At 46.7% G+C, this 24,668-nt stretch carries 22 protein-coding genes and 1 tRNA gene; 8 read left to right on the forward strand and 15 right to left on the reverse strand.

Annotated elements, in window-relative coordinates; translation table 11 throughout:
• Positions 1-74 precede the first annotated feature (74 nt).
• Together Q0393_RS05000 and Q0393_RS05005 are read right to left on the reverse strand one after the other, a co-directional pair.
• Positions 75-905 (reverse strand): hypothetical protein, encoded by an 831-nt coding sequence (locus tag Q0393_RS05000; protein ID WP_298978373.1) that lies wholly within the window; start codon positions 903-905, stop codon positions 75-77.
• Positions 906-942: 37 nt separating this feature from the next.
• Positions 943-1,752: a DUF234 domain-containing protein gene (locus Q0393_RS05005; protein WP_298978375.1), complete on the reverse strand. Its 810-nt coding sequence runs from the start codon at positions 1,750-1,752 to the stop codon at positions 943-945.
• Positions 1,753-1,853: 101 nt separating this feature from the next.
• Between Q0393_RS05005 and Q0393_RS05010 the strand changes: the two genes are divergently transcribed.
• Entirely contained in the window at positions 1,854-3,194 is a 1,341-nt protein-coding gene (locus tag Q0393_RS05010; protein ID WP_298978377.1) for an aminotransferase class V-fold PLP-dependent enzyme, read from the forward strand.
• 37 nt (positions 3,195-3,231) lie between these two features.
• Here Q0393_RS05010 and Q0393_RS05015 read toward each other — a convergent pair whose 3' ends face one another.
• The 8 genes from Q0393_RS05015 to Q0393_RS05050 form a co-directional block, all read right to left on the reverse strand.
• Positions 3,232-3,540 carry a hypothetical protein gene (locus Q0393_RS05015; protein WP_298978378.1) on the reverse strand — a complete coding sequence of 103 codons (309 nt, stop codon included), beginning with the start codon at positions 3,538-3,540 and terminating at the stop codon, positions 3,232-3,234.
• A gap of 274 nt (positions 3,541-3,814) precedes the next feature.
• A complete protein-coding gene (locus tag Q0393_RS05020; RefSeq protein ID WP_298978379.1) occupies positions 3,815-5,638 on the reverse strand; it encodes a sulfatase-like hydrolase/transferase in 1,824 nt (607 codons plus the stop codon).
• 22 nt (positions 5,639-5,660) lie between these two features.
• Positions 5,661-6,437 carry an undecaprenyl-diphosphate phosphatase gene (locus Q0393_RS05025; protein ID WP_298978380.1) on the reverse strand — a complete coding sequence of 259 codons (777 nt, stop codon included), beginning with the start codon at positions 6,435-6,437 and terminating at the stop codon, positions 5,661-5,663.
• Positions 6,424-7,038, reverse strand: coding sequence for a thiamine phosphate synthase (gene thiE, locus Q0393_RS05030; protein ID WP_298978382.1), 615 nt, complete (start codon positions 7,036-7,038; stop codon positions 6,424-6,426). Before thiE ends, Q0393_RS05025 begins: the two co-directional genes overlap by 14 nt.
• A complete protein-coding gene (locus tag Q0393_RS05035) occupies positions 7,031-7,567 on the reverse strand; it encodes a hypothetical protein (protein WP_298978384.1) in 537 nt (178 codons plus the stop codon). Before Q0393_RS05035 ends, thiE begins: the two co-directional genes overlap by 8 nt.
• 59 nt (positions 7,568-7,626) lie before the next feature.
• Entirely contained in the window at positions 7,627-8,367 is a 741-nt protein-coding gene (locus Q0393_RS05040) for a basic amino acid ABC transporter substrate-binding protein (protein WP_297962096.1), read from the reverse strand.
• 11 nt (positions 8,368-8,378) lie between these two features.
• Positions 8,379-9,107 carry an amino acid ABC transporter ATP-binding protein gene (locus tag Q0393_RS05045; RefSeq protein ID WP_298978386.1) on the reverse strand — a complete coding sequence of 243 codons (729 nt, stop codon included), beginning with the start codon at positions 9,105-9,107 and terminating at the stop codon, positions 8,379-8,381.
• Positions 9,100-9,762 (reverse strand): amino acid ABC transporter permease, encoded by a 663-nt coding sequence (locus tag Q0393_RS05050; protein ID WP_291940149.1) that lies wholly within the window; start codon positions 9,760-9,762, stop codon positions 9,100-9,102. Before Q0393_RS05050 ends, Q0393_RS05045 begins: the two co-directional genes overlap by 8 nt.
• A 169-nt stretch (positions 9,763-9,931) precedes the next feature.
• On the opposite strand from Q0393_RS05050, the gene putP reads away from it, so the two are divergent.
• The 7 genes from putP (at position 9,932) to dnaE (ending at position 21,248) form a co-directional block, all read left to right on the forward strand.
• On the forward strand, positions 9,932-11,440 hold the full coding sequence (gene putP / locus Q0393_RS05055) for a sodium/proline symporter PutP (RefSeq protein ID WP_298978388.1): 1,509 nt from the start codon (positions 9,932-9,934) through the stop codon (positions 11,438-11,440).
• Complete coding sequence (locus Q0393_RS05060) at positions 11,433-12,776, forward strand: DUF2130 domain-containing protein (protein ID WP_298978390.1); 1,344 nt, start codon at positions 11,433-11,435, stop codon at positions 12,774-12,776. The genes putP and Q0393_RS05060 overlap by 8 nt, the downstream gene beginning before the upstream one ends.
• A 738-nt stretch (positions 12,777-13,514) precedes the next feature.
• Positions 13,515-14,174 (forward strand): YccF domain-containing protein, encoded by a 660-nt coding sequence (locus Q0393_RS05065; protein WP_298978392.1) that lies wholly within the window; start codon positions 13,515-13,517, stop codon positions 14,172-14,174.
• Between the two features lie 257 nt (positions 14,175-14,431).
• Positions 14,432-14,508 (forward strand) — tRNA-Ile (locus Q0393_RS05070).
• Positions 14,509-14,758: 250 nt separating this feature from the next.
• Positions 14,759-16,069 (forward strand): dicarboxylate/amino acid:cation symporter, encoded by a 1,311-nt coding sequence (locus tag Q0393_RS05075; protein ID WP_297901296.1) that lies wholly within the window; start codon positions 14,759-14,761, stop codon positions 16,067-16,069.
• Between the two features lie 28 nt (positions 16,070-16,097).
• A complete protein-coding gene (locus tag Q0393_RS05080) occupies positions 16,098-16,778 on the forward strand; it encodes an amino acid racemase (RefSeq protein ID WP_298978394.1) in 681 nt (226 codons plus the stop codon).
• Between the two features lie 324 nt (positions 16,779-17,102).
• The gene (gene dnaE / locus Q0393_RS05085; RefSeq protein WP_298978396.1) at positions 17,103-21,248 is read left to right on the forward strand and encodes a DNA polymerase III subunit alpha; all 4,146 of its coding nucleotides are present in this window, start codon (positions 17,103-17,105) and stop codon (positions 21,246-21,248) included.
• A gap of 844 nt (positions 21,249-22,092) precedes the next feature.
• Here the strand turns inward: dnaE and Q0393_RS05090 are convergent.
• From Q0393_RS05090 to Q0393_RS05110, 5 genes are all read right to left on the reverse strand, one after another.
• A complete protein-coding gene (locus tag Q0393_RS05090; protein ID WP_298978399.1) occupies positions 22,093-22,638 on the reverse strand; it encodes a hypothetical protein in 546 nt (181 codons plus the stop codon).
• Positions 22,639-22,742: 104 nt separating this feature from the next.
• Entirely contained in the window at positions 22,743-23,168 is a 426-nt protein-coding gene (locus tag Q0393_RS05095; protein WP_298978400.1) for a hypothetical protein, read from the reverse strand.
• Positions 23,165-23,773, reverse strand: a complete 609-nt coding sequence (hisG, locus tag Q0393_RS05100) for an ATP phosphoribosyltransferase (RefSeq protein ID WP_298978402.1) — start codon at positions 23,771-23,773, stop codon at positions 23,165-23,167. The genes Q0393_RS05095 and hisG overlap by 4 nt, the downstream gene beginning before the upstream one ends.
• On the reverse strand, positions 23,770-24,390 hold the full coding sequence (locus Q0393_RS05105) for a type III pantothenate kinase (RefSeq protein ID WP_298978404.1): 621 nt from the start codon (positions 24,388-24,390) through the stop codon (positions 23,770-23,772). The genes hisG and Q0393_RS05105 overlap by 4 nt, the downstream gene beginning before the upstream one ends.
• Positions 24,377-24,667 (reverse strand): hypothetical protein, encoded by a 291-nt coding sequence (locus Q0393_RS05110; protein ID WP_298978406.1) that lies wholly within the window; start codon positions 24,665-24,667, stop codon positions 24,377-24,379. The genes Q0393_RS05105 and Q0393_RS05110 overlap by 14 nt, the downstream gene beginning before the upstream one ends.
• Position 24,668: the final 1 nt, after the last annotated feature.

Consider the following 24,668-nt stretch of genomic DNA (forward strand, 5'->3'; position numbering starts at 1 on the left):
TATCAGAAACTGTTGAAACTGATAAGAGAAAATCCGCTTAAGTTTAATTGAGCCTTTAAAAATATAAAATTTTGCTATCTAAGCCTAATAACGCCGCCGTTTTCATTTAGAATTTTTGCAACTTCGGGCAATTTATATGTTTCCATGCATAATTCATCATTTTGGCTTGCGCCTTTTCGTATCTCCAAAATAGCGTTTTTACCCGTATCGATTGTGGTTATAGTAAAGCAGCTGACATAGCTCGTCGTGCCTATGCTAATCGAGTTCGGAGCTATCTGCTCGACCGTCATGCTTGTCATCTTGTCTGGATTTTCGTCGAATCTACCTTGCGATACGTAAAAATCAATATAGTCTTTTATCACGATTTGCAATTTTTTCGATAATGCCTCGTAGACCTCTTCTTTACTCATTCTAAGGTCTTCCTTGAGAAACTTTATTTCCTTTCTTAAAAGCCTACATTTTTGGCTAACTGCATCGCCTCTACATTCCTCCAGTAGATAAGCCAGCCTATTTTTAGGCGCTGTAGAGTTTATCGGCAAACCCGTGGCGGCTAGAAACAGAAAGCATTCCACGTCGAATTCCGTATTTCGCACCTCTTTGCGCTCGCACATAGCTTTTTGTTTTTCATCTTGCGCCTTTGCCTCTTGCCTCGATACCGATTGCATCATACTTTTATAGAAGATTTTAAAATACGCCATGGCGGCTCGTTCGCAGTTGTCGTAAATCTCTGCCGATTCTTTGGATAGATCGGCTAGAGCGCACGCCTCGGAGACGCTTTTTGCTTTATCTGGATTGGCGGCATAAAAATCCTCCGTTTGAATGTCCTCTATTTCTCTCCTATCGCATCCTGCTAAGCTTAAGCTCAAAAGCACGCCTAACGATACTGCCAAGACCCTATTTTTCATGATAATTCCCTTATAATCATTTATTTTTCGTCCGTATTCAAAGTAAAATTTTAAAATCCTCGAGCGAAAAGAGTAAAATTTTATCGCTTTTTAGGCTTGCTAGCTCGCCGCTAAAGCCGCTTTTGGAAAACAGCGCGAGCAGATCGGGCGCGAGGCGCGCTTTTTCGCATTTGAGTATGAGCTCATTTAGCACGTTTTTTGAAATTTTTCGCTCCTTGTATTTGCACTCGCCCGCGACGCAAAAGCTCTCAAATTTCGCGTAGATGTCGATCTCGACCTCCTTGTTCCAAAAGCTTGAAATTTGCGAAATCTCTAAATTTAGATACTTCGCTAGCAGCTCCTTGCTTAAAATTTCAAACCCGAGCCCCGCGTAGGCGTTAAAATCCGCTTTGATTAGACTTAGCACGCGCTCTATTTCGCCGCGTCGCAGCGCGGGCAGATTCGGCTCGATAAATCTAAACCAAAACCTCGCAAAGTTGCTGCTAAAATGGACCTTGTCGGTGATATGGTAGCGGCGCAGCGCGCGCGGGAGGCGGTCATTTTTGCGCTCTTTTTGCGCCCTTTGCTCGCTTGATTTTTCGGTGATTAAAAACTTCGCGTTTATGAGGTCTGCAGTGATTTTTTGTGCCGTAAATCGCGGCAAGATTTTTGAAATTCCTATTTTTTTGCGGTCGCTTCTAGCAAATTTCATCAGCGCTTTTTTGATCTGCTCTTCACACTCGCCGCCGAATTTAAAGCGCTCGCCGAGACGTTCAAAGCAGAGCAAAATTTCATTTTCGATCGCTTCGAAAACGTCCGCGTAGCCGCTTATACAGCCTATCTCATCAAATACGAAATGAAACTGCAAAATCGCGTCGATATCGGCATCGCCTAAATTTCGCGCAGTGTCTTTTAGCTCGTAAATTTCGCCCTCCTTGCGGGCGTAATTTTAGCGAGTTTGGATATAATTTGCAAAAATTTTGGAGTCGCGCTTTGGATTTTCAAACGATCAAAGAAAATATCATCTTAAAAGAGGGGGTCAAATACTTCGATTGCGCCGCCTCGGGCCTTGCGTATCGCCCTATAGAAGCGGAGATCGAGCGCGTGCTTGCAACATACGCCAACGTCCACTCCGCAGGCGGAGAGAGCGCCGAGATTACGAGCGATTACTACGAAAATGCAAGGGCGAAAATCAAAGAGCTTCTGGGCTGCGAGGAGCGCTACTACCTGATCTCGTGCGGATTTGGCGCGACCGCGGCGATAAAGAAGCTCTGGGAAATTTTAGGCATCTATCTGCCGCCCGCGACGCGAGATAGGCTCGGTTTGCGGCGCGAGAGCTTAAAGCAGCTGCCGCTTTTCATCATCTCGCCTTTTGAGCATCATTCCGTTGAAATTAGCCTAAGACAGGGGCTTTGCGAGGTCGTACGCGTGCCGCTGGATCCAAGCGGGCTGATGGATTTTGCGCGCTTGGGCGAAATTTTATCCGCAAACAAAGGGCGCGAAATTTACGGCGTGCTTACCGCGGCATCGAACGTGACGGGGCTTAAGCTAGATTACAAACGCGCTTATTTGATGCTTAAGGCGCACGGCGGGCGGCTGTTTGTGGACGCTAGCGCGCTCATCGCGCACGAAAACGTAGATCTCGGCTTTTGCGACGGCGTGTTTTTCGGCGCGCACAAGCTCTTAGGCGGTGTGGGCGCTAGCGGAATTTTAGCAGTGCGAAAGGAGCTTTTGCGCGGCGAGGAGCCGACATTCGCGGGAGGCGGCACGATCAAATACGCGGACGCCCTGACGCAGCGCTTTATAATCGACAAGGAGCGCTTGGAGGAAGCGGGCACGCCGGGCATCATCGCGCTGGTGCGGGCATACCTCGCTCTAAAGCTTCGCAAAAGCGCGGGGCTAGAGGCGATCAAGTCGCGCGAAGAGGCTATTTGCAGGCGCTTCATAAGTGAAATTTCAAAAATCCCCGAGATTGAAATTTACGGCAATCTCACCGCGCCGCGCGTGCCGATCTTTGCTTTTAATATGCAAGGGCTTGGCGCGGACGCGCTAGCCGGGGTGCTCGGGCAGAAATTTGAGATCCAGACCCGCGCAGGCTGCGACTGCGCAGCACCATACGGCTTTGATCTGCTAGGCTTGCAGCCCGATGCCGAAATGTCGCGCAAACCCGCTTGGGTGCGGGCTAGTTTCTCGTTCATCCATGACGAAAGCGACGTGGATTTCTTAGCGGAGGCGCTAAGACAGATTGCTAAAATTCGCGATAAAATCACCTTCGTAGCGGGCAAATATCGCTGCGGCAGCATAAATTAAGCTCGCAAAATTTTATAACAAGAGCCGCTTTTAAATTTTACGGCGCGGGATTTTGCGACATAAAATTTTGTCGGTGTAATTTCGTAGCGTAAAATTTTATGACTTGGAATTTTAAAGCGCAGAATTTTATGCGCAGCTCGGGCAGCAGATACTTCGTGCCGATTGGGACGTGAAATTCTTCGGTATAAAATTTCGTGGCTTGGAATTTTGAAATTTTAAATTGCGGGCTAAATTTTGGCGGTAAATTTTGTGCTGAGGAGTTTTGCGCCGTGAAATTTGAGCGGCAAAATTCCGTGCCGCGCGGATAAATTTTACGCCGCCAAGTTTTAAAATTCCGAAATTTCAAAATTTCTCTATTCGAATGAGCTTCGCAATTTTTGTATTTCGTAGACGTGTAAAATTCTGCGCCGTGGAATTTGTGCCGTAAAATTTTGAAATTTTACAAAGCTGAATTTTACTCGGTAGACTTCCGCGGCGAGAAATTTTACTGCATAGCCCGTGGCGGCGTAAATTGACGCGGCTGTCCGAAAGCTGAATCAGGGCGCGAGCAGTTGCGATAAGAGTGCAAATTTTAAGAGGTGAAATTTTACGCAGATAAAAGGCGCAAAATTTCACCGAATTTACTCGCCAAATTCCTTTTGCAGCTTGTAAACCTTATCGTAATCGACCCCCTCGATGATGCGCGGACGCGAGGCGTTAAAATCAGCATTGATCACCGAGCGAGCGGGATCGTACTCCGGTAGATCGGTCATCTCTAAAATTTCTGCGATCGCGTGGATGAGATCGTCGTTTAAAAACGGCCTGTCTTTGGCTGCGGCGATACGCGCCCAAAGATCAGCGTTTTGCTCTTTGAACTTATCCGACGCCATGAAAATCAGCGGGATTTCGAGCGTGAAGCGGTTGATGCCGCCGTGGATTAGCTTGCCGCGGTATTGATAAAGGCTCTGAGCGTGGTCGCTAAAATAGACTATCAGCGTGTTGTCGCTCGCAAAAATTTTATAAATTTCGCTTACGATAAAATCGTTGTAAGCCACGGTGTTTAGGTAGTGCGCAAGCTCTTTTTTCTGCCCCTCATCAAGTGGTTCGCGCGAGATATCTGCGGCGCTAAATTTAGCAAAGCTTTTTGGATAGCGAAACTCGTAGCTCGGGTGCGAGCCCATCAGATGAAGGATGAAAAATTTATCCTTTTTCTGCGTGCCGTTTACCTCTGCGGCGGAGCTTTCGTCCTTACGCGCAAGAGGCGATCTTTTCGCACCCGATTTAAAATTTTTTATGCTAGGAAGCATAACTTCGTCTAGCGAGTAGGCGTATTTGTAAACCGGGATTTGATTCGTAAAGTCCGAGTGATCCGTCATTTGCGCGCTCGCGCCGCTTGCGACCGCCCACTGTCCGTAGCGCTCCTGGTTACTGATCCAAAAGGTCTCGTAGTTTGCCAGCCGCGCGAGATTTACGATATCGAGGTTGGCGCTCCACGGGCGCTGCTTTTCGCTCTCGTAATTTCCGAAATTTAGCACGTATTTTAGCACGTCGTTGGTCTTGGCACCCGGTGAGACGACATCGCTAAAGGCGATTAGATTTCCGCTTTGCTCAAGCGCTTGCAGATTCGGCGTGGTGGGCAGATAGTAGCCGTATAGGCTCATAAAATTTCGCTGCAGGCTCTCTCCGATAATAAAAACGACGTTTGAGATGCGGTTTGGCGTGGTTTTATGCGAGTGTGAGGCGTAAATGCTTTGGTATCCCGCTTGCAGCTCGCGCACGCTTTTAAAATCGGCGCCGAAATAATCCTTCGTAACGAAAGCAAAGTTATAAATCGGAATTTTATTTAGCGCGATTATGATGCTGGCGCGCATTTTCGAGCTTTTGGCTACGTAGCTTTTAAACGCCGCATGCGCGATAAAAACAAGCAAGCTAAGCAGAAAGACTAGCTTTATTGCGCGACATAGCTTCATCCGCACTCGCTGGCTCACTCTAAGCCTAAGAGCGGTGATGACGAAAATTAAAAGCGCCAAAAAAGCCGCGATAAGCTTAAAATTTAAAAACGCATGCGCGAACTCGAAAGCCTCCTTAGGCGTCGTTTGCACTAGCGCGTCCAGCGTGCCGTGCGAGTAGGTAAGCTCCAAGCTAAAGATCAAAAAAATCTGAGCGATCGCAAAGATTGCGTTTATCGCCAATAGCGCAAAGGCGAGAATTTTATATAGCCTGGCGCTGTAAAAGCTGAGCACGTAAAGCGCGAAAAAAAGTATCGTCACGCCGCAGATCGTAGACGCCGCAAAAAACAGCGCCTGAGAAGAGAACAGCTCGCCGCCACGCGCGATAAGAAGCAACCCGATGGCTAAATTTAATACTAAAACTAGCACGTATGCGTTTAGCACCGCGCCATCAAATACCGATAGAAGGCTAAATCTATCTTTTAAAAATGCGCCGATATTTTTTACGAGGCTCATGAAATTCCTTTGATGATTGCGTTTAAAAAACGAAGATGAAAAATATGACGCCGATTAGAATTCTATAAATTCCAAACGGGATGAAGTCAAACTTCGAAACGAAACTTAGAAATAGTTTGATCGCCGCAAGCGCCACTACGAACGCCACTACGCCGCCTATGAGAAAGGTCGTGATATTAGAGGAGTTTTGCGCGAAGGTGTCTAAATTCTTATAGGTGTCGTAAAAAGTCGCCGCAAACATCGTAGGGATCGCGAGTAGGAAGCTAAAGCGCGCGGCTAGGTTCCTACTTAGCCCGCACAAAAGCCCTGCGATGATGGTAGCGCCGCTGCGCGAAGTGCCCGGCACCATCGCAAAACATTGCGAAAGCCCGATGATGAAGGCCTGAACGTATGAAATTTGATCCAGATGTTCTAGCTCGCCTTCTCTCGGGCGCGCCTTGCGAAAGAGCTCGACTGCGATAAAAATAACGCCCCAGCCGATCAGCGCGTAGGCTACGGTTTGCGGCGCAAATAGAGATTTGATGCTTTTATAGAGCAAAAAGCCGATCGCAGCGGTGGGGATGAAGCCCACGATAAGTTTGCACCAGAGCTTAAAATCGACCAAAAGCCGCTTGTAAAACATCGCGACGACCGCCAGGATCGAGCCTAGCTGGATAACGACCTCGAAGCATTTAAGCGTGTCGGTTTGCTGCAGACCCATCAGTTTCGCAGCTAGGATCATGTGCCCGGTCGAGCTTACGGGCAGAAACTCAGTCAGCCCTTCGACGATGCCTAAAATCACGGCGTCAAATATATTCATCCATTTTTTCCTTTAAATTTGCTAAATTCTGCGTAATTGAAGCGGGTTTGTAGATCGCCTCTACTATAGCGATATAATCAGGCTTTAGGGCTAAAATTTCATCTAAATTTTCTAAGTTTATCCCGCCGATTACGGCGATTGGGAGGTTTAAAGATTTTCGCGCCTCTTGCACGAGCGCATCGGGGCAAAGCGGCGCATTTGGCTTTGTCTTGCCGCGCCTTAGCGAGCCGAAGGCTACGTAGCTAGCGCCCTGTGCTTCGGCCTTTTGCGCGCGAGTAAGATCAGCATAGCAGCTAACGCCGATGATCTTATCCGCGCCTAAAAACTCGCGCACCTGCGCCGTCTCGCCGTCATCCTTTCCGATATGCACGCCGTGCGCGCCAAGCTTTTTGGCGAGCGCCGCATCGTCGTTGATGATGAGTTTGGCGCCGTAATCTTCGCAAAGACCGATAAGAGAGCGGATTAAAGCTTCATCCCTCACGGCGAGCTTGCTGCGATACTGCACGAGTTTTACGCCGCAGCGCAAAATTTCATCTATCTGCGAAAAGATAGTTTGCGGCGGCGTTAAGACATCGTTGCTAAGCGCGTAAATTTCACTCATCTATCTTTTTCGGCATCGGCACGCCGTTTAGAATGCAGTTGGTAACATCCCAAAATTTTGCGCTATACATTCCGCGTTTAGCCTCTTTGGCTTCCTCAGCGGCTTTTAAAAGAAGTTCGCTATCGTCGGTTATCGGTACGGCAAATCCCGCCGCCACTAGGTCCAATCGCAGATTGCTTTTAGGATCGCTTGCATCGCAGACATAGGCGTCATTGCCACGATCGATTAAATTTACGTAGTAGCGCTTGCCGGGTTTTATCACAGACTCGAGAGCTTTTTTATATTCTTTGTCGAATTTTTTAAGCTCCTTAGCGTCCGTTATGCACCTAGAAGCACCCGCGGCGATTATGTTTAAATTTTTTAAGTCGCAGGGAAAGAAACGATCTTTTTGAGCCTTTCTGAAGGTAAAAACGAAGCTTCTGCCGTCATTGCCAAGACCTGCGAATGCGGCGATGCCGTATCTATCTTTTTGCTCCGCAAAGCTCTGCGTGCAGAGCAAAATCGTAAGTGCTAAAAATATCTTTTTCATAGGATTCCTCTTAGGCGGCGCAAATTCTATGAGAGGAATTTGCGCCTAAATTTTGCGGATTATTTTAAATTATACTTCTCCAAAAGCTTTTCGTAGCTTCCGTCCTTTTTCATCTCCTCAAGCGCCGCGTTAAATTTAGCGAGCAGCTCGGGATACTTGCCCTTATCGAATGCGATCGAAAAGCCCTCGCTGCCGTCGGATTCTTTAAAAAACGCTACGAGATCGTCATTTTTCTTAAGATACTCATAGCCCACGGATGAATCCACGCAAAGCGCGTCGATCTTTTTGTTTTTAAGCGACATAACGGCTACAAAGACGTTCTCCGTGGCGCTAACCTCGGCGCCTTTTATATCTCTGATCGCAAGTTCCTGAATAGTGCCTAGCTGCGCGGCAAGGCGCTTACCTTGTAGATCCGCCTTGGAATTTAACGAGCTATCGTCCTTACGTTTGACATATAAATTTTCGACCTTGTAGTAAGGATTTGTGAAATCGATCGCCTTTTTACGAGCCGGCGTCGCGCTCATACCCGAGGCGATCATATCGATCTTGCCGCTTTTAATCGCAGGGATTAGCCCGTCAAAGCTCATATTTAAAATTTCATATTTCACGCCCGCTCGCTTTGCAAGCTCGGCTACCAGATCCATATCAAAGCCGGTAACCTTCGAGTTTTCATCCACGAACTCAAACGGCGGATACTCGGCGTTCGTGCCTACGATGAGCGTATCTTTGGCGATGTCTTTAGCAACTAGCGAACTGCAAAGCAAAGCGCCCGCAACTAAAAATCTCATAAATTTTTTCATTTCCCTCTCCTTTAGTGGTTTAAAATTTTATTTAAAAATTCTTTCAATCTCGGATTTTGCGGATTTTCAAATACGTTTTTAGGCGTATCGTCCACAGCGATCTTGCCGTCCTCCATAAAAAAAATCCTATTTGCGACATTGCGTGCAAAGCCCATCTCATGCGTTACCACAAGCATCGTAATGCCCTCTTTGGCGACCTCTTTCATTATACCTAACACCTCGCCGATCATCTCGGGATCTAATGCCGAAGTGGGCTCGTCAAATAAAATCACGTCCGGATTTACCGCCAAACTTCTAGCGATTGCGATGCGTTGCTTTTGCCCGCCGCTAAGCTTGTGCGGATAAGTATAGGTCTTATCACTAAGACCGACCTTTTGCAGCAGCTCCTCTGCTTTTGCGTAGGCTTGCTCTTTAGTATAAATGCCCGCTTTTATGGGCGCTAGAGTTAAATTTTCCAGCACGTTTTTATTTGCAAAGAGGTTGAAATGCTGAAACACCATACTAACTTTGCGGCGAATTTTATTAATATCAGTGTGCTTATCGGTAATATCCTCGCCGTCTATTTTAATAGTGCCACCGCTCGGAATTTCGAGCAGATTTAAGCAACGCAAAAAGGTCGATTTACCACCGCCGCTTGGACCGATGATTGCTACGATATCGCCTTTATTTATGGTCTTTGAAATTCCTTTTAGCACCGATAAATTGCCGTAGGATTTGGTTAAATTTGATATTTCAATCATTGCGGTTTAACCTACTTTCTAGCATTTTTACTAAAAACGAAAAAAATTTCACGCTTGCATAGTAAAGTACTGCGGCAAAAAGTATCGGCTGGACGGTATAAAGCGCAGCCTGCATGCTTTTTGAAAAAAACGTAAGATCAGTAATTGCTACGAGGCCCACGACCGAGGTCTCTTTAAATAGGCTAATAAACTCATTCGCAAGCGCAGGCAGGATGTTTTTTATCGCCTGCGGAAAGACGATCTCTTTCATTGCCGTGCCGTAGCCTAGCCCCATCGCACGCGCGGCTTCCATCTGGCCGCGATCGACGCTGTTTATGCCGCTGCGCACGATCTCTGCGACGTAGGCTGAGCTATTAAGCCCCAGCGCAAAGATCGCAGCTGCGATATTATTGCTCCACGTAGCAAAGATAATAAACACAAACACCATCAGCTGGATAACGATTGGAGTTCCGCGGATGATATCTACGTATTCGTCGATAATGAAGCTTAAAAATTTATTGTTTAGAAATTTTAAAAATGCCAGCATAAATCCTAATGCGATACCGATCACAATGCCACCGGAGGTCAAAATAAGAGTGATGCCGTAGCTTTTGGCGTATGAAATTTTTTGCGCTTCGCTCAGTTCGGGATAGGTGAAATAAAGTCCCACGGCGATTACAGTCAAAACAAATACGACCTTTAAAATTTTCTCGTTCAACCAAGGCGCCTTTTTCTTAAAATTTAAACGGCAAGAATACTAAAATTTCGTTAAAATCTGGCTAAATTCCGAAAGTAAAATTTTATTTGAAATAGAGTAAAATTAGCTTTTTTAAAAGGAGGCAACGATGAGCTTTTGGACCTATTGCGCAATCGCGATATATTTCGGCGCGCTTATTTTTATAGGTAGGTATTATTATGACAAGAATGCGAGCTTAAGCGAGTATCTGCTCGATAATCGCCGCCTAGGCCCATTCGTAACGGCGCTTAGTGCGGGCGCTAGCGATATGAGCGGCTGGATGCTTTTGGGAGTGCCGGGCGCGATGTTTGCGACGGGGATTTGCAATATATGGATAGCCCTAGGACTTTGCGTGGGCGCGTGGTGCAATTATAAATTTCTTGCTAAAAGGCTTAGAATTTACACCGAGGTAGCAAGCGACAGCGTCACGATCCCAGATTTTTTAGAAAACCGCTTCAAAGACCGTACCAAGACGCTTCGCATCATCTCCGGGCTTTTGATCATCATATTTTTTACGCTCTATGTTAGCAGCGGCATAATCGCGGGCGGCAAGACCTTCGAGAGCTTTTTCGGGCTAAGCTTCACCTACGGCGCGGTCGCTACGATCCTAATCGTCGTGTTTTATACCTTTTTCGGCGGATTTAAGGCCGTTGCGATCACCGACGCGTTTCAGGGCGCGCTGATGTTTGCGGTGCTTATTTTGATCCCTCTGTTTTCTTATCGCGCGCTGCAGATCCCTGCGGACAGCTCCTTTTTCGCGCAGGTGCGGCTCTACGACGCAAGCCATCTCGATCTATTTTACAATCAAAGCTTCTTGGGCATTTTGGGTCTGCTTGCTTGGGGGCTCGGATACTTCGGTCAGCCGCATATCATCGTGCGCTTTATGGCGATTAGGAGCTCGCGCGAGCTTGATAGCGCGCGCCGCATCGGAATTTCGTGGATGGTGCTAGGTCTTGCGGGCGCGATGCTTAGCGGCCTGATCGGCTTTGTGTATTTTTCGCAAAAGGGCCTTAGCATAGACGATCCCGAAAAAATTTTCCTGGAGCTCGGTAAAATTTTCTTTCATCCATTCATCCTAGGAGTCATAATCTCTGCGGTGCTGGCGGCGATTATGAGCACCATCTCAAGTCAGCTTTTGGTAAGCGCGAGCGCGGTTACGAAGGATTTTATCTTTGCGTTTTATAAAAAAGAGGTAAGCGAGCGCACGCAGACGCTAAGCAGCCGTATCGCCGTCGTGATCATCGCCGCAGTCGCCGCGATCTTGGCGTTCGGCTCAAACGATACGGTGCTAAACGTCGTGGGTAACGCTTGGGCGGGATTTGGCGCGAGCTTTGGAGCGGTGCTGCTTTTCAGCCTGTATTCTAAAAAAATGAGCGCGCTCTCGGCTCTAGTAGGCATGCTCGTAGGCGGTATCACGGTCATTTGCTGGATCTTATCGGGGCTTTCGGCGGTCGTTTATGAGCTGCTGCCAGGCTTTTGCTTTTCGGCGCTTGCGATACTGCTCGTAAATCGCTACAACTCCGTGCTCGATAAGATGGCGGATGAGCCCAATGCCGCGCAAATTTCGCAGGAATTTGAAAAGATGAAAGAGCAGAGTTTAGGAAGCAAAAATGGCTAACGTAAAGTGCCCGCACTGCGGCTCTTTGATCGATATAGACGAGGCGCTGCAGCGCGATATCAAAGCTAAATTTGAAGATGAAATTTTGCAGCAGAAGCGAAAGTGGCAGCAGCAGCAAAACGAAGCCACGCTTAAATTTGAAGCCGAGATCGCCGCTAAGCGCGAGGAGTATGCGAAGCATCTGGCGCAGCTGCAAGCGAAGGAAAACGCATTCGAGCAGCGCGTAAAAGCGGCGACCGATTCCGCGCTAAACAGCGAGCGGGAGAAAATTTTAGCGCTCGCAAAATCTCAGATCGAGAGCGAAAACGCGGCGAAATTTGAAATTTTACAAAAGGAGCTGCTAGAAAAATCGCAAAGAATTTCGGAGCTAAATTTAGTAAAGGCCGAAATGGAGGCGCAGAAGCGTAAATTTAGCGAGCTTGAGGCCGAGAATAAAGCCAAATCCGAGATCGAGCTAACCAACCGCATGAATATGGAGCGCGAACGACTAACGAAACAAATTTCGCAGGAAAACGAGCTGAAATTCCGCCAAAAAGATGAGCAGATCCAAAGCCTGATCGGTCAAATAAACGAGCTCAAGCGCCGCTCGGAGGTGGGCTCGCAGCAGCTTCAGGGCGAGGTGCAGGAACTCGCGCTGCAGGAGTATCTGCGGCTAAGCTTTCCTTTGGACGATATAGATGAGGTCAAAAAGGGCGCGCGCGGCGCAGACTGCGTGCAGATGGTGCATACGAGGGAGTTTGCTGGCTGCGGTAAAATTTTATACGAGAGCAAGCGCACGAAAAGCTTCGAACCCAAATGGATCGACAAACTCAAAGACGATATGATAGGCGAGGGCGCGCAGATCGGCGTTATCGTAACCGAGCAGATGCCGCCTCACAGCCCTAGGCTGCATCAAGCGCCGAGCGATGCTAGCATCTGGATCTGTTCGTTTGAGGAATTTAAGGGGCTTTGCGCCGTTTTGCGCGAACACGTCGTGGCGCTTGCGTTTGCTAAAAGATCGGGGCAAAATCAAGATAGCAAAACGGCGATGCTCTACGACTATCTAACCTCGCCCGAGTTTGCCAACCAGATAAAGACGATCGTTTCGGCATTCGTCGGCATGCAAGAAAGCCTAAATAAGGAGCGCAACGCGATGGAGCGCATCTGGAAACAGCGCGAAAAACAGATCGCGCGTGCGCGAGACGGCGCGATCGCGATGCACGCAAGCATCAGAAGCATCTCAGGAAGCGGCGTAGCGCAGCTGGAGGACGTCGATGAAATTTTAAGCCTCGAAGCGATTGCGACGGAGGGCGAAGCGGACACGCTTCAAAACCAAGACGACGACGAGACGCCATAGCGGCATGCGGACGGATCGCTGTTAGAGCGAGAGTGCGAGGTGATTTCGTGGCGCGAGGAGCTTGCGTCGTGAGGCTGAAATTTTGTAAAGTAACGCGATATTTGTCCGCGGACAAGCGGTGCTAGAATTTCAAGAAGTAATTGCCGTATGCTTTTGGGTTTGCGAGGTTGGAATTTTGCTTGCGAATTTTATCTTGACAGAAATACGCCGCACTGTGTAGCGCAGGAATTTCACGTGTAAAATTTTAAATTCATAATTAAGGAAGCGCTTCACGTCGCAAAAATTTGATTTGGAATTTCTATCTTGTATCCCAATTAGGAAGATTTTACACTAAAAGCTATAGCAAAATTTTAAGAATTCACTTTGTTGTACCGTAAAAATTTTAAAATTTTGATCCGCAAATTTAATTAAATTTATGAAATTTTTTAAATTTCGGCATCGAAATTTTAGAATTTCTAATATTTTTTAAAACAAATTTAAATTTTTTAAACACTCTTGCCACAGTTATTTGCATATTAAAATTTTATCGATGAAAAGCATTTGTTGCCAATCGTTAAACCCCATCTCTTATCATTCCGTAGTTTGTTTTGCGCATGGGAAATTTTGCGCGCACAAGACTCGTTTTGTGCGGCATAGCGTGCAGGTTGCATCAAATACGCCGCAAAAGCAATGATGGGCTGTGCAACGTCTGTAACGGGCGGCTTGCTTGATTTGCATAAATTTATAAAGAGGTAAAATATGCGTATTTTAGGCAGCATTATTTGGTTTTTTCTAGGCGGTCGGATCTTGGCTATCTTAACTTATTTGTCGGGTTTAGTCCTTAACCGTTTTAGTCGGACTGCTCCCGTGGGATTAGGTTTTATGGAATACGGCAAATTTCTATTCTTGCCCTTCATCAACGACATGGCGCGCAAAAATAAAAGCTCGCTTACCGTCACCGCAGAGTCGCTACAAAACTGTGAATACGACGTAACGCCCCCAAAAGTATCCGTATCGACGATGGTGGCTACGGTTTGTATCGCAGCGATTGCCTTGCCTGCAGTAGCGATTGCGGAACCGGGGCTGACTACTAGAGATGATGCGGAGATTTCTAGATTAGCGACAAATTTAAGTACCGTTAAATACGATCTAGACGCTTACTATATCTCTCAAGGCAAATTCGCATCCGATTTTTCGGTTATGACGAATGTTCCGCTAGAGCCTAACGGAGCGAATTCCGCATATCTTAAAAGCTTAAAAGGGGATAAATGCTTTCTAATCAGCGTAGACGGCGAAAAGAAAACTATCTCTATCGCAAAAGGTCCCGATGCCGAAAATAACATCTGCCGGGGAACGTATGAGCTACCCGGCGTCCCTAAAATGCTATCGGAGCCTATTAGCGTGAAAAAAAGCTATTAATTCACACGATTTAAGGGCGAATTAGATTATGGCGGCGGATTTAAGAGCCCTGAAATTTTATATAAAATTTCGTCTTAAATTTACGTCGCCTTGTGCGCGCGACTTTATCTGATTTCCGATCAGATAAAGTCGCGCGCTCTGGCGTGAAATTTAGCCACTATTTGGGCGGGCCTAAGTTTCATAAAATTCTGCAGTTAGAATTTTAACGCCGTTTTAAGATTATTTTTGTAAAATCACATTTCTTTTTTACCGCTGGCGGGCTCATAGCTCAGTTGGTTAGAGCATCCGGCTCATAACCGGATGGTCCTAGGTTCAAGTCCTAGTGAGCCCACCACCACAAAATTTTTTGCTTTTCACTACATCAAAATCCGCAAAATTCTATAAATTTCATACGTCGTTTTTCCTTTGAAATTCCGCTTCATAACTTCAAAAAACAAAGCCTGCCGCATAATTTCAGCTTTAAAATTTGGTTAAGCTCGCGATTGAATTTTCAAATTTAACTTTCATTTGGCGACCGATTAAATTTTATTTTATGGCAAGTTGCAGTAGAATTCCGTTAAAATTCTTAGTGCAGGGAGATGTCCATGTCAGAAAATCAAACGAAAAAAGGCGGAATTTTAGCCTTTTATTTTAACTCAAGCTTGCTTTGGCGCATCATTATCGCTTTAGTGTTGGGCTCTGCGATTGGTATGTTACTACCTAAAAATATGCCGGTGGGCGATACAACGTGGGTGGCGATTTTAACACCTTTGGGAGATCTTTTCGTGCGGCTTTTAAAGATGATTATGGTGCCAATCATCATCTGTTCGCTCATCGTGGGCACTAGCAGTATCTCGCCCGCGCACCTGGGCAAAGTAGGCGTTAAGGCGATCATATTTTACGCTATAACTACGCTTTTTGCGATCGTCATCGGCCTAGCGTGTGCGTTTGTATTTTCTCCAGGTAGCGGGCTTGATCTAAGCGATGCGTCCAAGGCTGTCGAAAAGGCAGCGAACGCGCCTAGTATGAGTAAAATTTTGCTTAATATAATTCCTACGAATCCTTTTGATTCCATAGCCAAGGGCGAAATTTTGCCGATCATCGCGTTTTGCTTATTTCTTGGCGTAGGGCTTGCGTTTTGCCGCGACAGTAGTGATGCTCGTATTAAAAATTCCGCTGATACAGTTTATAATTTTTTCGATGGAATGAGCGAAATTATGTTTAAGGTCGTGCATTGGGTGATGCAATACGCACCAATCGGCGTTTTTGCGCTAATGTTTGTAGTGTTTAATAAAAGCGGTATCGAGGCTTTCAGCTCGCTATTAAATGTCACGATTACCCTATACGTGGGACTTGCGATTCAAGTATTTGCGGTTTATTGCGTTATTTGTATGCTTATCGGAGTTAGCCCGATTAAATTCCTTAAAAAAGTGCGTCCGCCGATGCTTACGGCTTTTGTTACCCGCAGCTCCAACGGCACGCTTCCGATTACGATGCAAACCGCCGAAGATATGGGAATTCCAAAGGCGATCTACGGCTTTGTTTTGCCCGTGGGTGCTACGGTGAATATGAACGGCACGACCGTGTATTTGGGCGTGTGCACGCTCTTTATCGCTAATGCTTGCGGTATCGATCTAAACAGCAGCCACTACCTCACGATCATCATCACTTCGATGCTTGCGGCAATCGGAACTGCCGGAGTTCCGGGAGCTGGTGCGCTGATGCTGCTTTTAGTGCTCGAATCTATCGGCGTCAAGGTAAGTGGTAACGTAGCGATCGCTTACGGAATGATTTTGGGCATTGATGCGATTTTGGATATGGGGCGAACCTCGATGAACGTAACGGGCGATGTTGTCGCGTCGATCTACGTCGCAAAGAGCGAAAACGAAATGGATATGAGTAAGTGGGAGAATTAACCCAAGTAAAATTTAGAAAGGACGAGCTATGAAAAGAGTTGGAATTATCGGCGGAATGGGACCTTTGGCGAGTGCGGATCTGTATATGAAGATCATAGAAGAGACTGCTGCGGGCAGCGATCAAGAAAATATTCCGCTTGTAATCGATAGCTATCCGCAGATTGAAGATCGTACGGCGTTTATCTTAGGCAAAGGTGAAAATCCGCTTCCGCGCCTAAGCGAGAGTGCCGTTAGGCTCAAAAATGCAGGCTGCAAGGCGTTTGCGATGGCGTGCAACACGGCGCATTTTTTCGCAGACGATGTAGAAGCTGCGGCGGAAATCCCGCTAATTCATATCGCCGAGATCACCGTAAAAGCGATCCGTAAAAATTATCCAAACGCTCATAAAATCGCCGTGCTAGCCACTATCGGTACAAAAAAAGCTAAAATTTACGACGATCCGCTCAAAGAAGCGAGGCTAATCAGCGTAGAGCTTGGCGAAGAAAATCAAGCGGTCTTGATGGATTGTATCTACAAAGGCGTTAAGGCGGGCAAGACTGCCGAATACGTGGGGATTTTTGAGAATTTGCTAGGCAAAATCGATGCTGATATTTACGTCGTTGCCTGCACTGAGCTGCCGCTATTTTTGCCGTTAATCAAAAGCGATAAAATTTTCGTCGATCCTACTAGAGAGCTTGCTAAAGCGATCGTGGAATTCTCAAGATCGTAGAGCCGCAAGGCTTTGCAAGCGCGAATTTTAAACTGCAAAATTTTACGATGATCTAAGTCGTAGAATTTTGCGGAATTGCTTTAGCTCAAAATTCCGTGTGAGCGGAATTTATATGATAGCAAAATTTCATCACAGGATTTTAAGCTTAAAATTTTGTCAAAATTTAATCCGCAAGATCCAGAATGTAAAACCTCTGAAGTAAAATTCCGTAACAAAATTTGCTCGTAAAATTTCGCGCTGAAATTTAAGCTAAAATTCCATTAAATTTGACCGTTTCTAAAGCCCGAATTTAATATAATCACTCCAACAGAAAAAAGGAACAAAATGAGCGACTACACCCACCTGCACCTTCACACCGAGTATTCGCTGCTAGACGGCGCGAATAAAGTAAGCGAGCTCGCCGAGCTTTTGCAGAGCCGCGGCACCAAGGCGTGCGCGATCACCGACCACGGCAATATGTTCGGCGCGATAGACTTTTATCAGACGATGAAAAAGCACGGCATTAAACCTATCATCGGCATCGAGACCTACCTGCACAACCACGACGACATCGGCGATAAAAGCGACCGCCAGCGCTACCACTTGATACTGCTTGCCAAAAACGAGACGGGCTATAAAAATCTGATGTATCTTAGCTCGCGCGCGTTTTTGGACGGCTTCTACTACTACCCGAGGATCAATAAAAAAATTTTAAAAGAGCACAGCGAGGGGCTCATCTGCTCCTCGGCATGCCTGGCGGGCGAGGTGGAATTTCATCTAAATAGAAGCGAGCGAAATTTAAAGCGCGGTGCGGGCGGCTACGAAGCGGCGAAAAAGGCGGCGCTTGAGTATAAGGAAATTTTCGGCGAGGATTTTTATCTCGAGATTATGCGTCACGGCATCGGCGAGCAGTTAAATGTCGATAAAGACCTCATCCGCCTCTCGCGCGAAATCGGCGTCAAGATCATCGCCACGAACGACGCTCACTATGCGCGCAAGGACCGCGCCAAGGCTCACGACGTCTATCAGTGCATCTCGATGGGCAAGACGATCAACGACGGCGACCGCCTAAAACACGTCGTTTCGGAATTTTACGTAAAAAGCGACGAGGAGATGAGGCGGCTTTTTGCGGACATCCCCGAAGTGATCGAAAATACCGCCGAGATCGTGCAAAAGTGCAATCTCAAATTTGCCTTCGACGAGAAGGACTACGCGCCGACGCCGCCGAATTTTAAATTTACGATCGAATACGCCGCTAGGCTCGGGCTTTCGCTGCCCCAGCCTAATGAGCGATATAGCTTTGCAAACGACGATTTTTTATTTGATCATCTCTGCCGCGAAGGGCTTAAAGAGCGCCTTAAATTTATCGATCCCGTCAAGCACGAAATTTATCGCGAGCGCCTGGAAAAGGAGCTTGCCATCATCAAAAACATGCATTTTTCGGGTTATATGGTCATCGTGCAGGATTTCATCAACTGGGCGAAGGATCACGACATCCCCGTAGGCCCCGGTCGCGGCTCTGCGGCGGGCAGCATCTGCGCGTATGCGCTTCGCATTACCGACCTCGATCCGATCCCGTATAATCTGCTTTTTGAGCGATTTTTAAATCCGTCGCGTATCTCGATGCCCGATATCGACGTGGATTTTTGCCAGGCGCGCAGAGGCGAGGTGATCGACTACGTCATCGATCAGTACGGCAAATTTAACGTCGCGCAGGTTGCGACCTTCGGTAAGCTGCTCGCGCGCGGCGTTATTCGCGACGTGGCTCGCGTCTGCGATATGCCGCTTTCGCAGGCCGATAAGATGGCGAAGCTGATCCCCGATAAGCTCGGCATCACGCTTAAGCAGGCTTACGACGCCGAGCCGAAGCTGAAAGAATTTATCGACGCAGATCCGATCGCGCAGCAGGTTTGGGAGTTTGCGCTGGGCCTTGAAGGGCTAAATCGCAACGCAGGAATGCATGCCGCGGGAGTGGTGATCTCAAACGAGCCGCTGTGGAACAAAGCACCGCTATTTAAGCAGGATAAGGGCGAGGATGCGCGCCTAGTAACGCAATACACCAAAAACTATCTCGAGGACGTCGATCTGATAAAATTTGACTTCCTTGGCCTTAAAAACCTCGATGTGATCGATAATGCCATCAAGCTCGTCAAGCGCCGCTATAATCGCGACATAGTTTGGGAGGAGATAGACTTTAACGATCCGCAAACTTACAAAACCATTCAAAGCGGCAACACGCTGGGGATTTTCCAGATCGAGGGCGCGGGCATGCAGGATCTGGCGATGAACCTGCGCCCCGACCGCTTCGAGGATATCATCGCGATGATCTCGCTCTATCGCCCGGGGCCGATGGATCTAATCCCCGATTTTATCAGGATCAAACACGGCGAGCTAAAAGCAAGCTATATTTTCCCCGAGATAAGAGAAATTTTAGAGCCAACATACGGCATCATCGTCTATCAAGAGCAGGTCATGCAGATCGTGCAGAAGGTGGGCGGCTTTAGCTTGGGCGATGCCGATCTGGTGCGCCGCGCGATGGGTAAAAAGGATGAAAAGAAGCTCGCTCACATGCGCGAGCAGTATCTAAGCGGCGCCAAAGAGCTGGGCTTTGACGCAGCTAAGGCAGATGAGCTATTTGATCTGATTATGAAATTTGCCTCCTACGGCTTTAACAAATCCCATGCCGCGGCGTATTCGATGATCACCTTTCAAACGGCCTATCTTAAGACCTACTATCCGGCGGAGTTTATGGCGGCGCTGCTTACTTCGGAGGAGGGCAATACCGATAAAATTTCAAAGTATATCGACGAGGCTAGCCGCCTAGGTATCGGGCTTTTGCCGCCGTCGATCAATCAAAGCTTAAGAGGCTTTAGCGTCGTGGACGACGAAAATTCCAAATCGGGCACCTCCATCATCTACGGCCTCGGCGCGATCAAGGGGGTGGGCGGCGCCGCGATCGAGAATATCTTAGAGCTTCAGAGCGAGGCTAAATTTCAAAGCATCGACGATTTCGCTTCGCGAGTGGATAATTTCCGCGTCAATAAAAAGGTCATCGAGTCGCTGATCTACGCAGGCGCGATGGATTGCCTGGGCAAGAGCCGATTAGCGATGATTCAAAATATGGAAAATATCCTAGACGTGATGAAAAAGATCACCGAGATTAAAAAAGACGCCGAGAGCTCGCTTTTTGGAGAGGATGAGGATATGACGAGCGGCATGAGCGTAAGCTTCGTCGATACCGACAAGGAATTTCCGCAGGGCGAAATTTTAAAATTTGAGCAGCAGACCGTGGGTGTGTATCTTTCGGGACATCCGCTGGATGATTACAAAGAGGAGATGGAAGGCATCGACTATACGCTATCTTCGGCGTTTAGCGAGATCGAGGGCGATAGCGCCGAGGTGCTTAGTGTGGGGCGGATCGAGGATCTGTCCACACGCATGACGAAAACGGGCAAAAAAATGGGGATTTTAAACGTGCTTGATCTGCACGGCAGTTTTGAGCTTGCGGTGTTCGATAACGCGCTAAAGGCGATCGAAAACTTAAGCTCACAGGAGCGGGAGCGACCGTATGCTTTTATGATTAAAATTTCAAAAAGCGCGGTCGGCGGCGCGGCGTATCAGCTGTCGTTTCTTTCGATGATGAGCCTGCAAAACGCTCGAGATGCGAGCTTTCGTCCGCGCGCGGGAGTATTTTTGAGCGAGAATCCACTCAAAGCTTACGCCGCACAGCTTGGAGCAATCGCACATACTAAATCGAACGAATTTGACGAACTGGTGGGCGACGAGGATGTGAGCGTTAAAATTTTGTGCGTCGGCAAGATTGAAAATGTCCATACCCGCACGACCAAATCGGGCAAGCAGATGGCAAATCTTACGGTGCTTGATCTTGCGGGCAGCTTCGAGATGAGTGCGTTCGGCGATATTTGTGATGCGGTCACTGCGCTAACGGACGCGGAGCTGGAGCGCCCGATGGCGTTTTGGGCGCGGCTTAGCAAAAACACATCCCCTTACGGCGGGAAATTTCAAATTTATCTGGATGAAATTTTAACTCTAGATGCCGCGCAGAATATCGACGGCTACGTACCTAGCAAGGTGCGAGGCTTTGGCAGTAGGGAGCGCGGAGGCTTTAACGGCGGCAATTCCGGCTCCAGCAGAAACTTTGGCGGCGAACGAGCTGGCGGCTTCGGCGGAGGAAATTTTGCTGAGCGAAGGGGCGGGTTTACTGCGGAGGATCCCGCCCTTAAGGCGCGCAAAGAGCGCGAGGTACAGCGCAAAAACGCGCAGGATTTCGAGTTTGAGCTAAGCTTAGGCGAGCTAAGTCGCGAGAAAATTTATAAAATTTACCATCTCGCATTTTGCGACACGGCGCTGAAAAACACCAAGCGCCTAATTCTACGGATTCGCAACGGCAGCGAAGTGCTCGTTTATCCGACCGAATACATCGTGAGCGATAATTTCACCGAAAAGGTGCGCGAAATCATCGCGGCGTAGGCGCGGTGCGGCTCTTTCATCGCGCGCTAGGCAAGTTAAAATTTCTTGTCCGCGCTGCATGCAAGCGCCGTCTTAGCGCGTAGAGAGCTTATATTTTGGCGCGGTCGAGATAAAAGATAAGTTATTCGGCTCAAAATTTGCCGCGCACAAAATTTACTGTGCTACGCGCAGAAACCAAAACCGCACGGATCGTCTGCGATATCTAAATTTATTGCGTTTATCGCGGCGAAATTTTATATGTGGTAAATTTAAAAATGCAGATTTTTTGTTTTATTGTGGCGATAAGGCTCGCAGCGCGCCGTTTATGCTGCCGCAATAATCGCTCGCCGTACCTCGACTCTGCGTCGCGGTTTGCTTACGGTACAGCAGATGGTATGCGCGCTTTCAAATTTAAAGCTAAAATTTTGCGAAGTTTTACTTTGGCAGAGCTTTGTGCGTAGCGCAAAATTTTACCGCGCAAATTTGGAAATGGGATTTTAAAATTCTGCGCCGCGGAGGTTTGTGCTTTGAAATTTCGCGAGCTGTAAATTTAGGGCTAAATTTAGAATTTCGTAACGATAAATTTTAAAATTTTACGCTGCGCGGCTCGGCAAAGCGCATCCGCCTATTGATAAATCAAATTCGCAGGATTTTTAAATTAAGCGGTGCGGTTGCTGCCAAAAAATTCTATCCGTAGCGGCGATTTTTAAACGACAGCGGCAAGGCAAGCAATGATGATTTGCGGAAGTGCGCCGCGCCGATTGCAAATACCGTGCGGCGGGCAAGCAGGCATTACGCGATCGCGCCAGTCTTTCTTATGCTTTATCCAACTCGTTTGTTGCCTTGCTAATTCTACTTGAATTACTCATTTTTTATCCTTTTTATTAAAATTTTTTATATTTAAATATGCTAAGTTTTTTCTTATTTCGTTTTCTTGTTCAGAAGTTAAACTAAGAATTAATATTGTTGGGGAAATTTTAAATCTTCTTTTTCTAAAAATGGCCATTAATTCTGTAACTCCACAATATCCATACGAAAAAAATCTATCAATTTGTTTCGCATGTAATATAATTTTAAAACCAAAAATATCCTTATAAACCATTTTATCTTCATAAATTTCAAAATAATCAAAAAAGATTATCGAATATAAAATTTGTAAAACTATAAACGAAATATAGACACAAAACGTATTTAAAATCAGACTAAATATGCCAATATCAAAAACAAAATTTGGTATAGCAAATATTATCGGTATCCAAGCTATCAACAAATAAACAATTAAATCAAAAGCCATATAAAACGGATTTCTTTTATCAAGTCTATAAAGTAGTTTTGGTTCGTTTTGATTTTCCAAATTCGTATTTTTATCTAAATTTTGATTATTTTCTGAATTTTCTTCTAATTTTTCCAAATTTATCCTTTTTATAAAATTTCATTGTAAATTCAATCTCGGTCATTACCACTGATACTGAATTTTATGAATTTACAAATTTAAACTTGCTATTGCTTTTAAATTCAAACAACAAGTAAATTTAAATTTGCGAATTCTTTTAGAGCTTCAAAGTCGTTATTAGCCAAGCTTCCATCTCTTAGTAAAGTATGATTTCCAAATAGTTCGCTTCCGTTTGTTATGCTATTTGTGATTGAGGTTTTATTGATGAGAATTCCGTCATTTTTATCTATCCAAGAGGTATTTTCTGCGAATTTATTATTATCTAGGTCGAAGTATGTTTTACTGTTTTTTCTTGATATTATTTTTATGCCATCACCGTTTAAATCAATCACAATCGGTGAAGTTTTGGTTGAAGCCGGAGTCGTATCCGGGAAGGTATCGTTTGGACTGTCGAGGTCATCGTCTATGATTTTTTCTAAATTCTTAGTTATCTCACTACTTTTTAGCAAATCAGACAAATAATTTACCAACTCATCAGTTAAACTCAAAGAATGCGAGCCAGCTTATCTCGTAGGTTTAAAATTTCATCGCGCTTTAGCACGAAGCTGTTTTTGTTGGCGATGAGGTGCGCCGAGCTTTGCATTATGGTTTCTGCGGGTTGCAGCCCGTTTTGCTTCATCGTAGCGCCGGTCTCCACGACATCGACGATAGCGTCGGCAAGCCCTATGAGCGGGGCTAGCTCGATCGAGCCGTAGAGTTTGATGATATTTACGGCGACGGCCTTGGAGGCGAAGTATTCGCGAGTGATGTTAGGCATTTTCGTAGCGATTTTTAGGCTCGGAGCGCCGTAGTTTAGCTGGGTGCCCGCATGCACGCCCACGCAGACGCGGCATTTTCCGATTTTAAGATCGAGCAGCGTAAGTACGTCAGGGCGATGCTCCTCAAGCACGTCAAGCCCCACTACGCCGATATCCGCCGCACCGCCCATAACGTAAGTAGGGATATCTTGGTTGCGGACGTAGAGGAATTTAAAATCGCCCTCTTGCATTATGAGTTTGCGATCCTCGAAAGCAAAATCGAGCCCGAAGATGGTTTTGAAAATTTTAAGCGTATCGTCGGCTATACGGCCTTTGGGAAGCGCTATGGTTATCATGCTAGCCCCTTTTTTTCGATCAAGCTTACCATCGATTTAAAGATCAGATCCTTTTCATAGATCGAGTTGCGAAAATACCGCATCAGATAGGCTCCGTCACCGCCCGTGAAGTAAATTTTATTATTGCCCGCGATGTTTTCGATCGTAAGCACGATCGGCTTTAAAATCCCGTAGTTTACGGCGTTTACGGTCTTTTGCGGCAGCGGATCCAGATCGATATTGGTTGAAAGCGTGACGTCCAGCACCGGCGCGATGCTTGCGAACGACTTTAAAAGCGTGCCGATACCAGGCATTATAAATCCGCCTAGGTGCGAGCTTTTAAACATCAAATCCACGGTGATCGCGCTGCCCGCATCGACGACGACGCCGGTGTTTACGGCCGAGCACGCCGCTATGCGGTCGATCCCGAGCCCGCGGTAGGCTGTTTTTAGTTCAAAGTGCGGCGCCAGATCGACAAACAGAGGGTTTTTCAGCTTTTTTTTCACACTATCGTTTACGCTAATGAAAAAAATTCGCTCTTTCGGCTCGTACCGCATAAACTCCGCTACGGGCATGCTTTGCGTTACGCCGCCTTTATAAAATTTAACTCTAGAATTTCCTACGTCACACAAAAGCATAGAGGCTAAATCCGTTTTCTTTTAAAAATTTCGCGCTTTTAGAGCACATTTGCGAGTTGTAAAACAGCACGCGCTTTTTGATGACCTTGCCTAGGCTTGCGCTAATGTCGTTTGCGAGCGAGAGTAGAAATTCCGCGTCGCGCATCACAAAGCGAGATTTTGCGTCGCGCATAAATAAAAGGACGTTGTAGCTTTTCAGATCCACGCCGAAATACGCGCCGTATGAGCGCGAGCGCGTGAAGCTAGCGATATCTAGCGTTTTAAATTTTTGAAGCAAA

The organism is uncultured Campylobacter sp. (genome assembly GCF_938015785.1).
GTDB lineage: Bacteria > Campylobacterota > Campylobacteria > Campylobacterales > Campylobacteraceae > Campylobacter_B.

Coding starts and splice junctions, on each gene's coding strand:
- Q0393_RS05080 (WP_298978394.1), top strand. CDS start 16,098: ATGAAAAGAGTTGGAATTATCGGCGGAATGGGACCTTTGGCGAGTGCG.
- thiE (WP_298978382.1), bottom strand. CDS start 7,038: ATGAGTGAAATTTACGCGCTTAGCAACGATGTCTTAACGCCGCCGCAA.
- Q0393_RS05025 (WP_298978380.1), bottom strand. CDS start 6,437: ATGAATATATTTGACGCCGTGATTTTAGGCATCGTCGAAGGGCTGACT.
- Q0393_RS05035 (WP_298978384.1), bottom strand. CDS start 7,567: ATGAAAAAGATATTTTTAGCACTTACGATTTTGCTCTGCACGCAGAGC.
- Q0393_RS05040 (WP_297962096.1), bottom strand. CDS start 8,367: ATGAAAAAATTTATGAGATTTTTAGTTGCGGGCGCTTTGCTTTGCAGT.
- Q0393_RS05000 (WP_298978373.1), bottom strand. CDS start 905: ATGAAAAATAGGGTCTTGGCAGTATCGTTAGGCGTGCTTTTGAGCTTA.
- hisG (WP_298978402.1), bottom strand. CDS start 23,773: ATGATAACCATAGCGCTTCCCAAAGGCCGTATAGCCGACGATACGCTT.
- Q0393_RS05020 (WP_298978379.1), bottom strand. CDS start 5,638: ATGAGCCTCGTAAAAAATATCGGCGCATTTTTAAAAGATAGATTTAGC.
- dnaE (WP_298978396.1), top strand. CDS start 17,103: ATGAGCGACTACACCCACCTGCACCTTCACACCGAGTATTCGCTGCTA.
- putP (WP_298978388.1), top strand. CDS start 9,932: ATGAGCTTTTGGACCTATTGCGCAATCGCGATATATTTCGGCGCGCTT.
- Q0393_RS05075 (WP_297901296.1), top strand. CDS start 14,759: ATGTCAGAAAATCAAACGAAAAAAGGCGGAATTTTAGCCTTTTATTTT.
- Q0393_RS05065 (WP_298978392.1), top strand. CDS start 13,515: ATGCGTATTTTAGGCAGCATTATTTGGTTTTTTCTAGGCGGTCGGATC.
- Q0393_RS05060 (WP_298978390.1), top strand. CDS start 11,433: ATGGCTAACGTAAAGTGCCCGCACTGCGGCTCTTTGATCGATATAGAC.
- Q0393_RS05105 (WP_298978404.1), bottom strand. CDS start 24,390: ATGCTTTTGTGTGACGTAGGAAATTCTAGAGTTAAATTTTATAAAGGC.
- Q0393_RS05045 (WP_298978386.1), bottom strand. CDS start 9,107: ATGATTGAAATATCAAATTTAACCAAATCCTACGGCAATTTATCGGTG.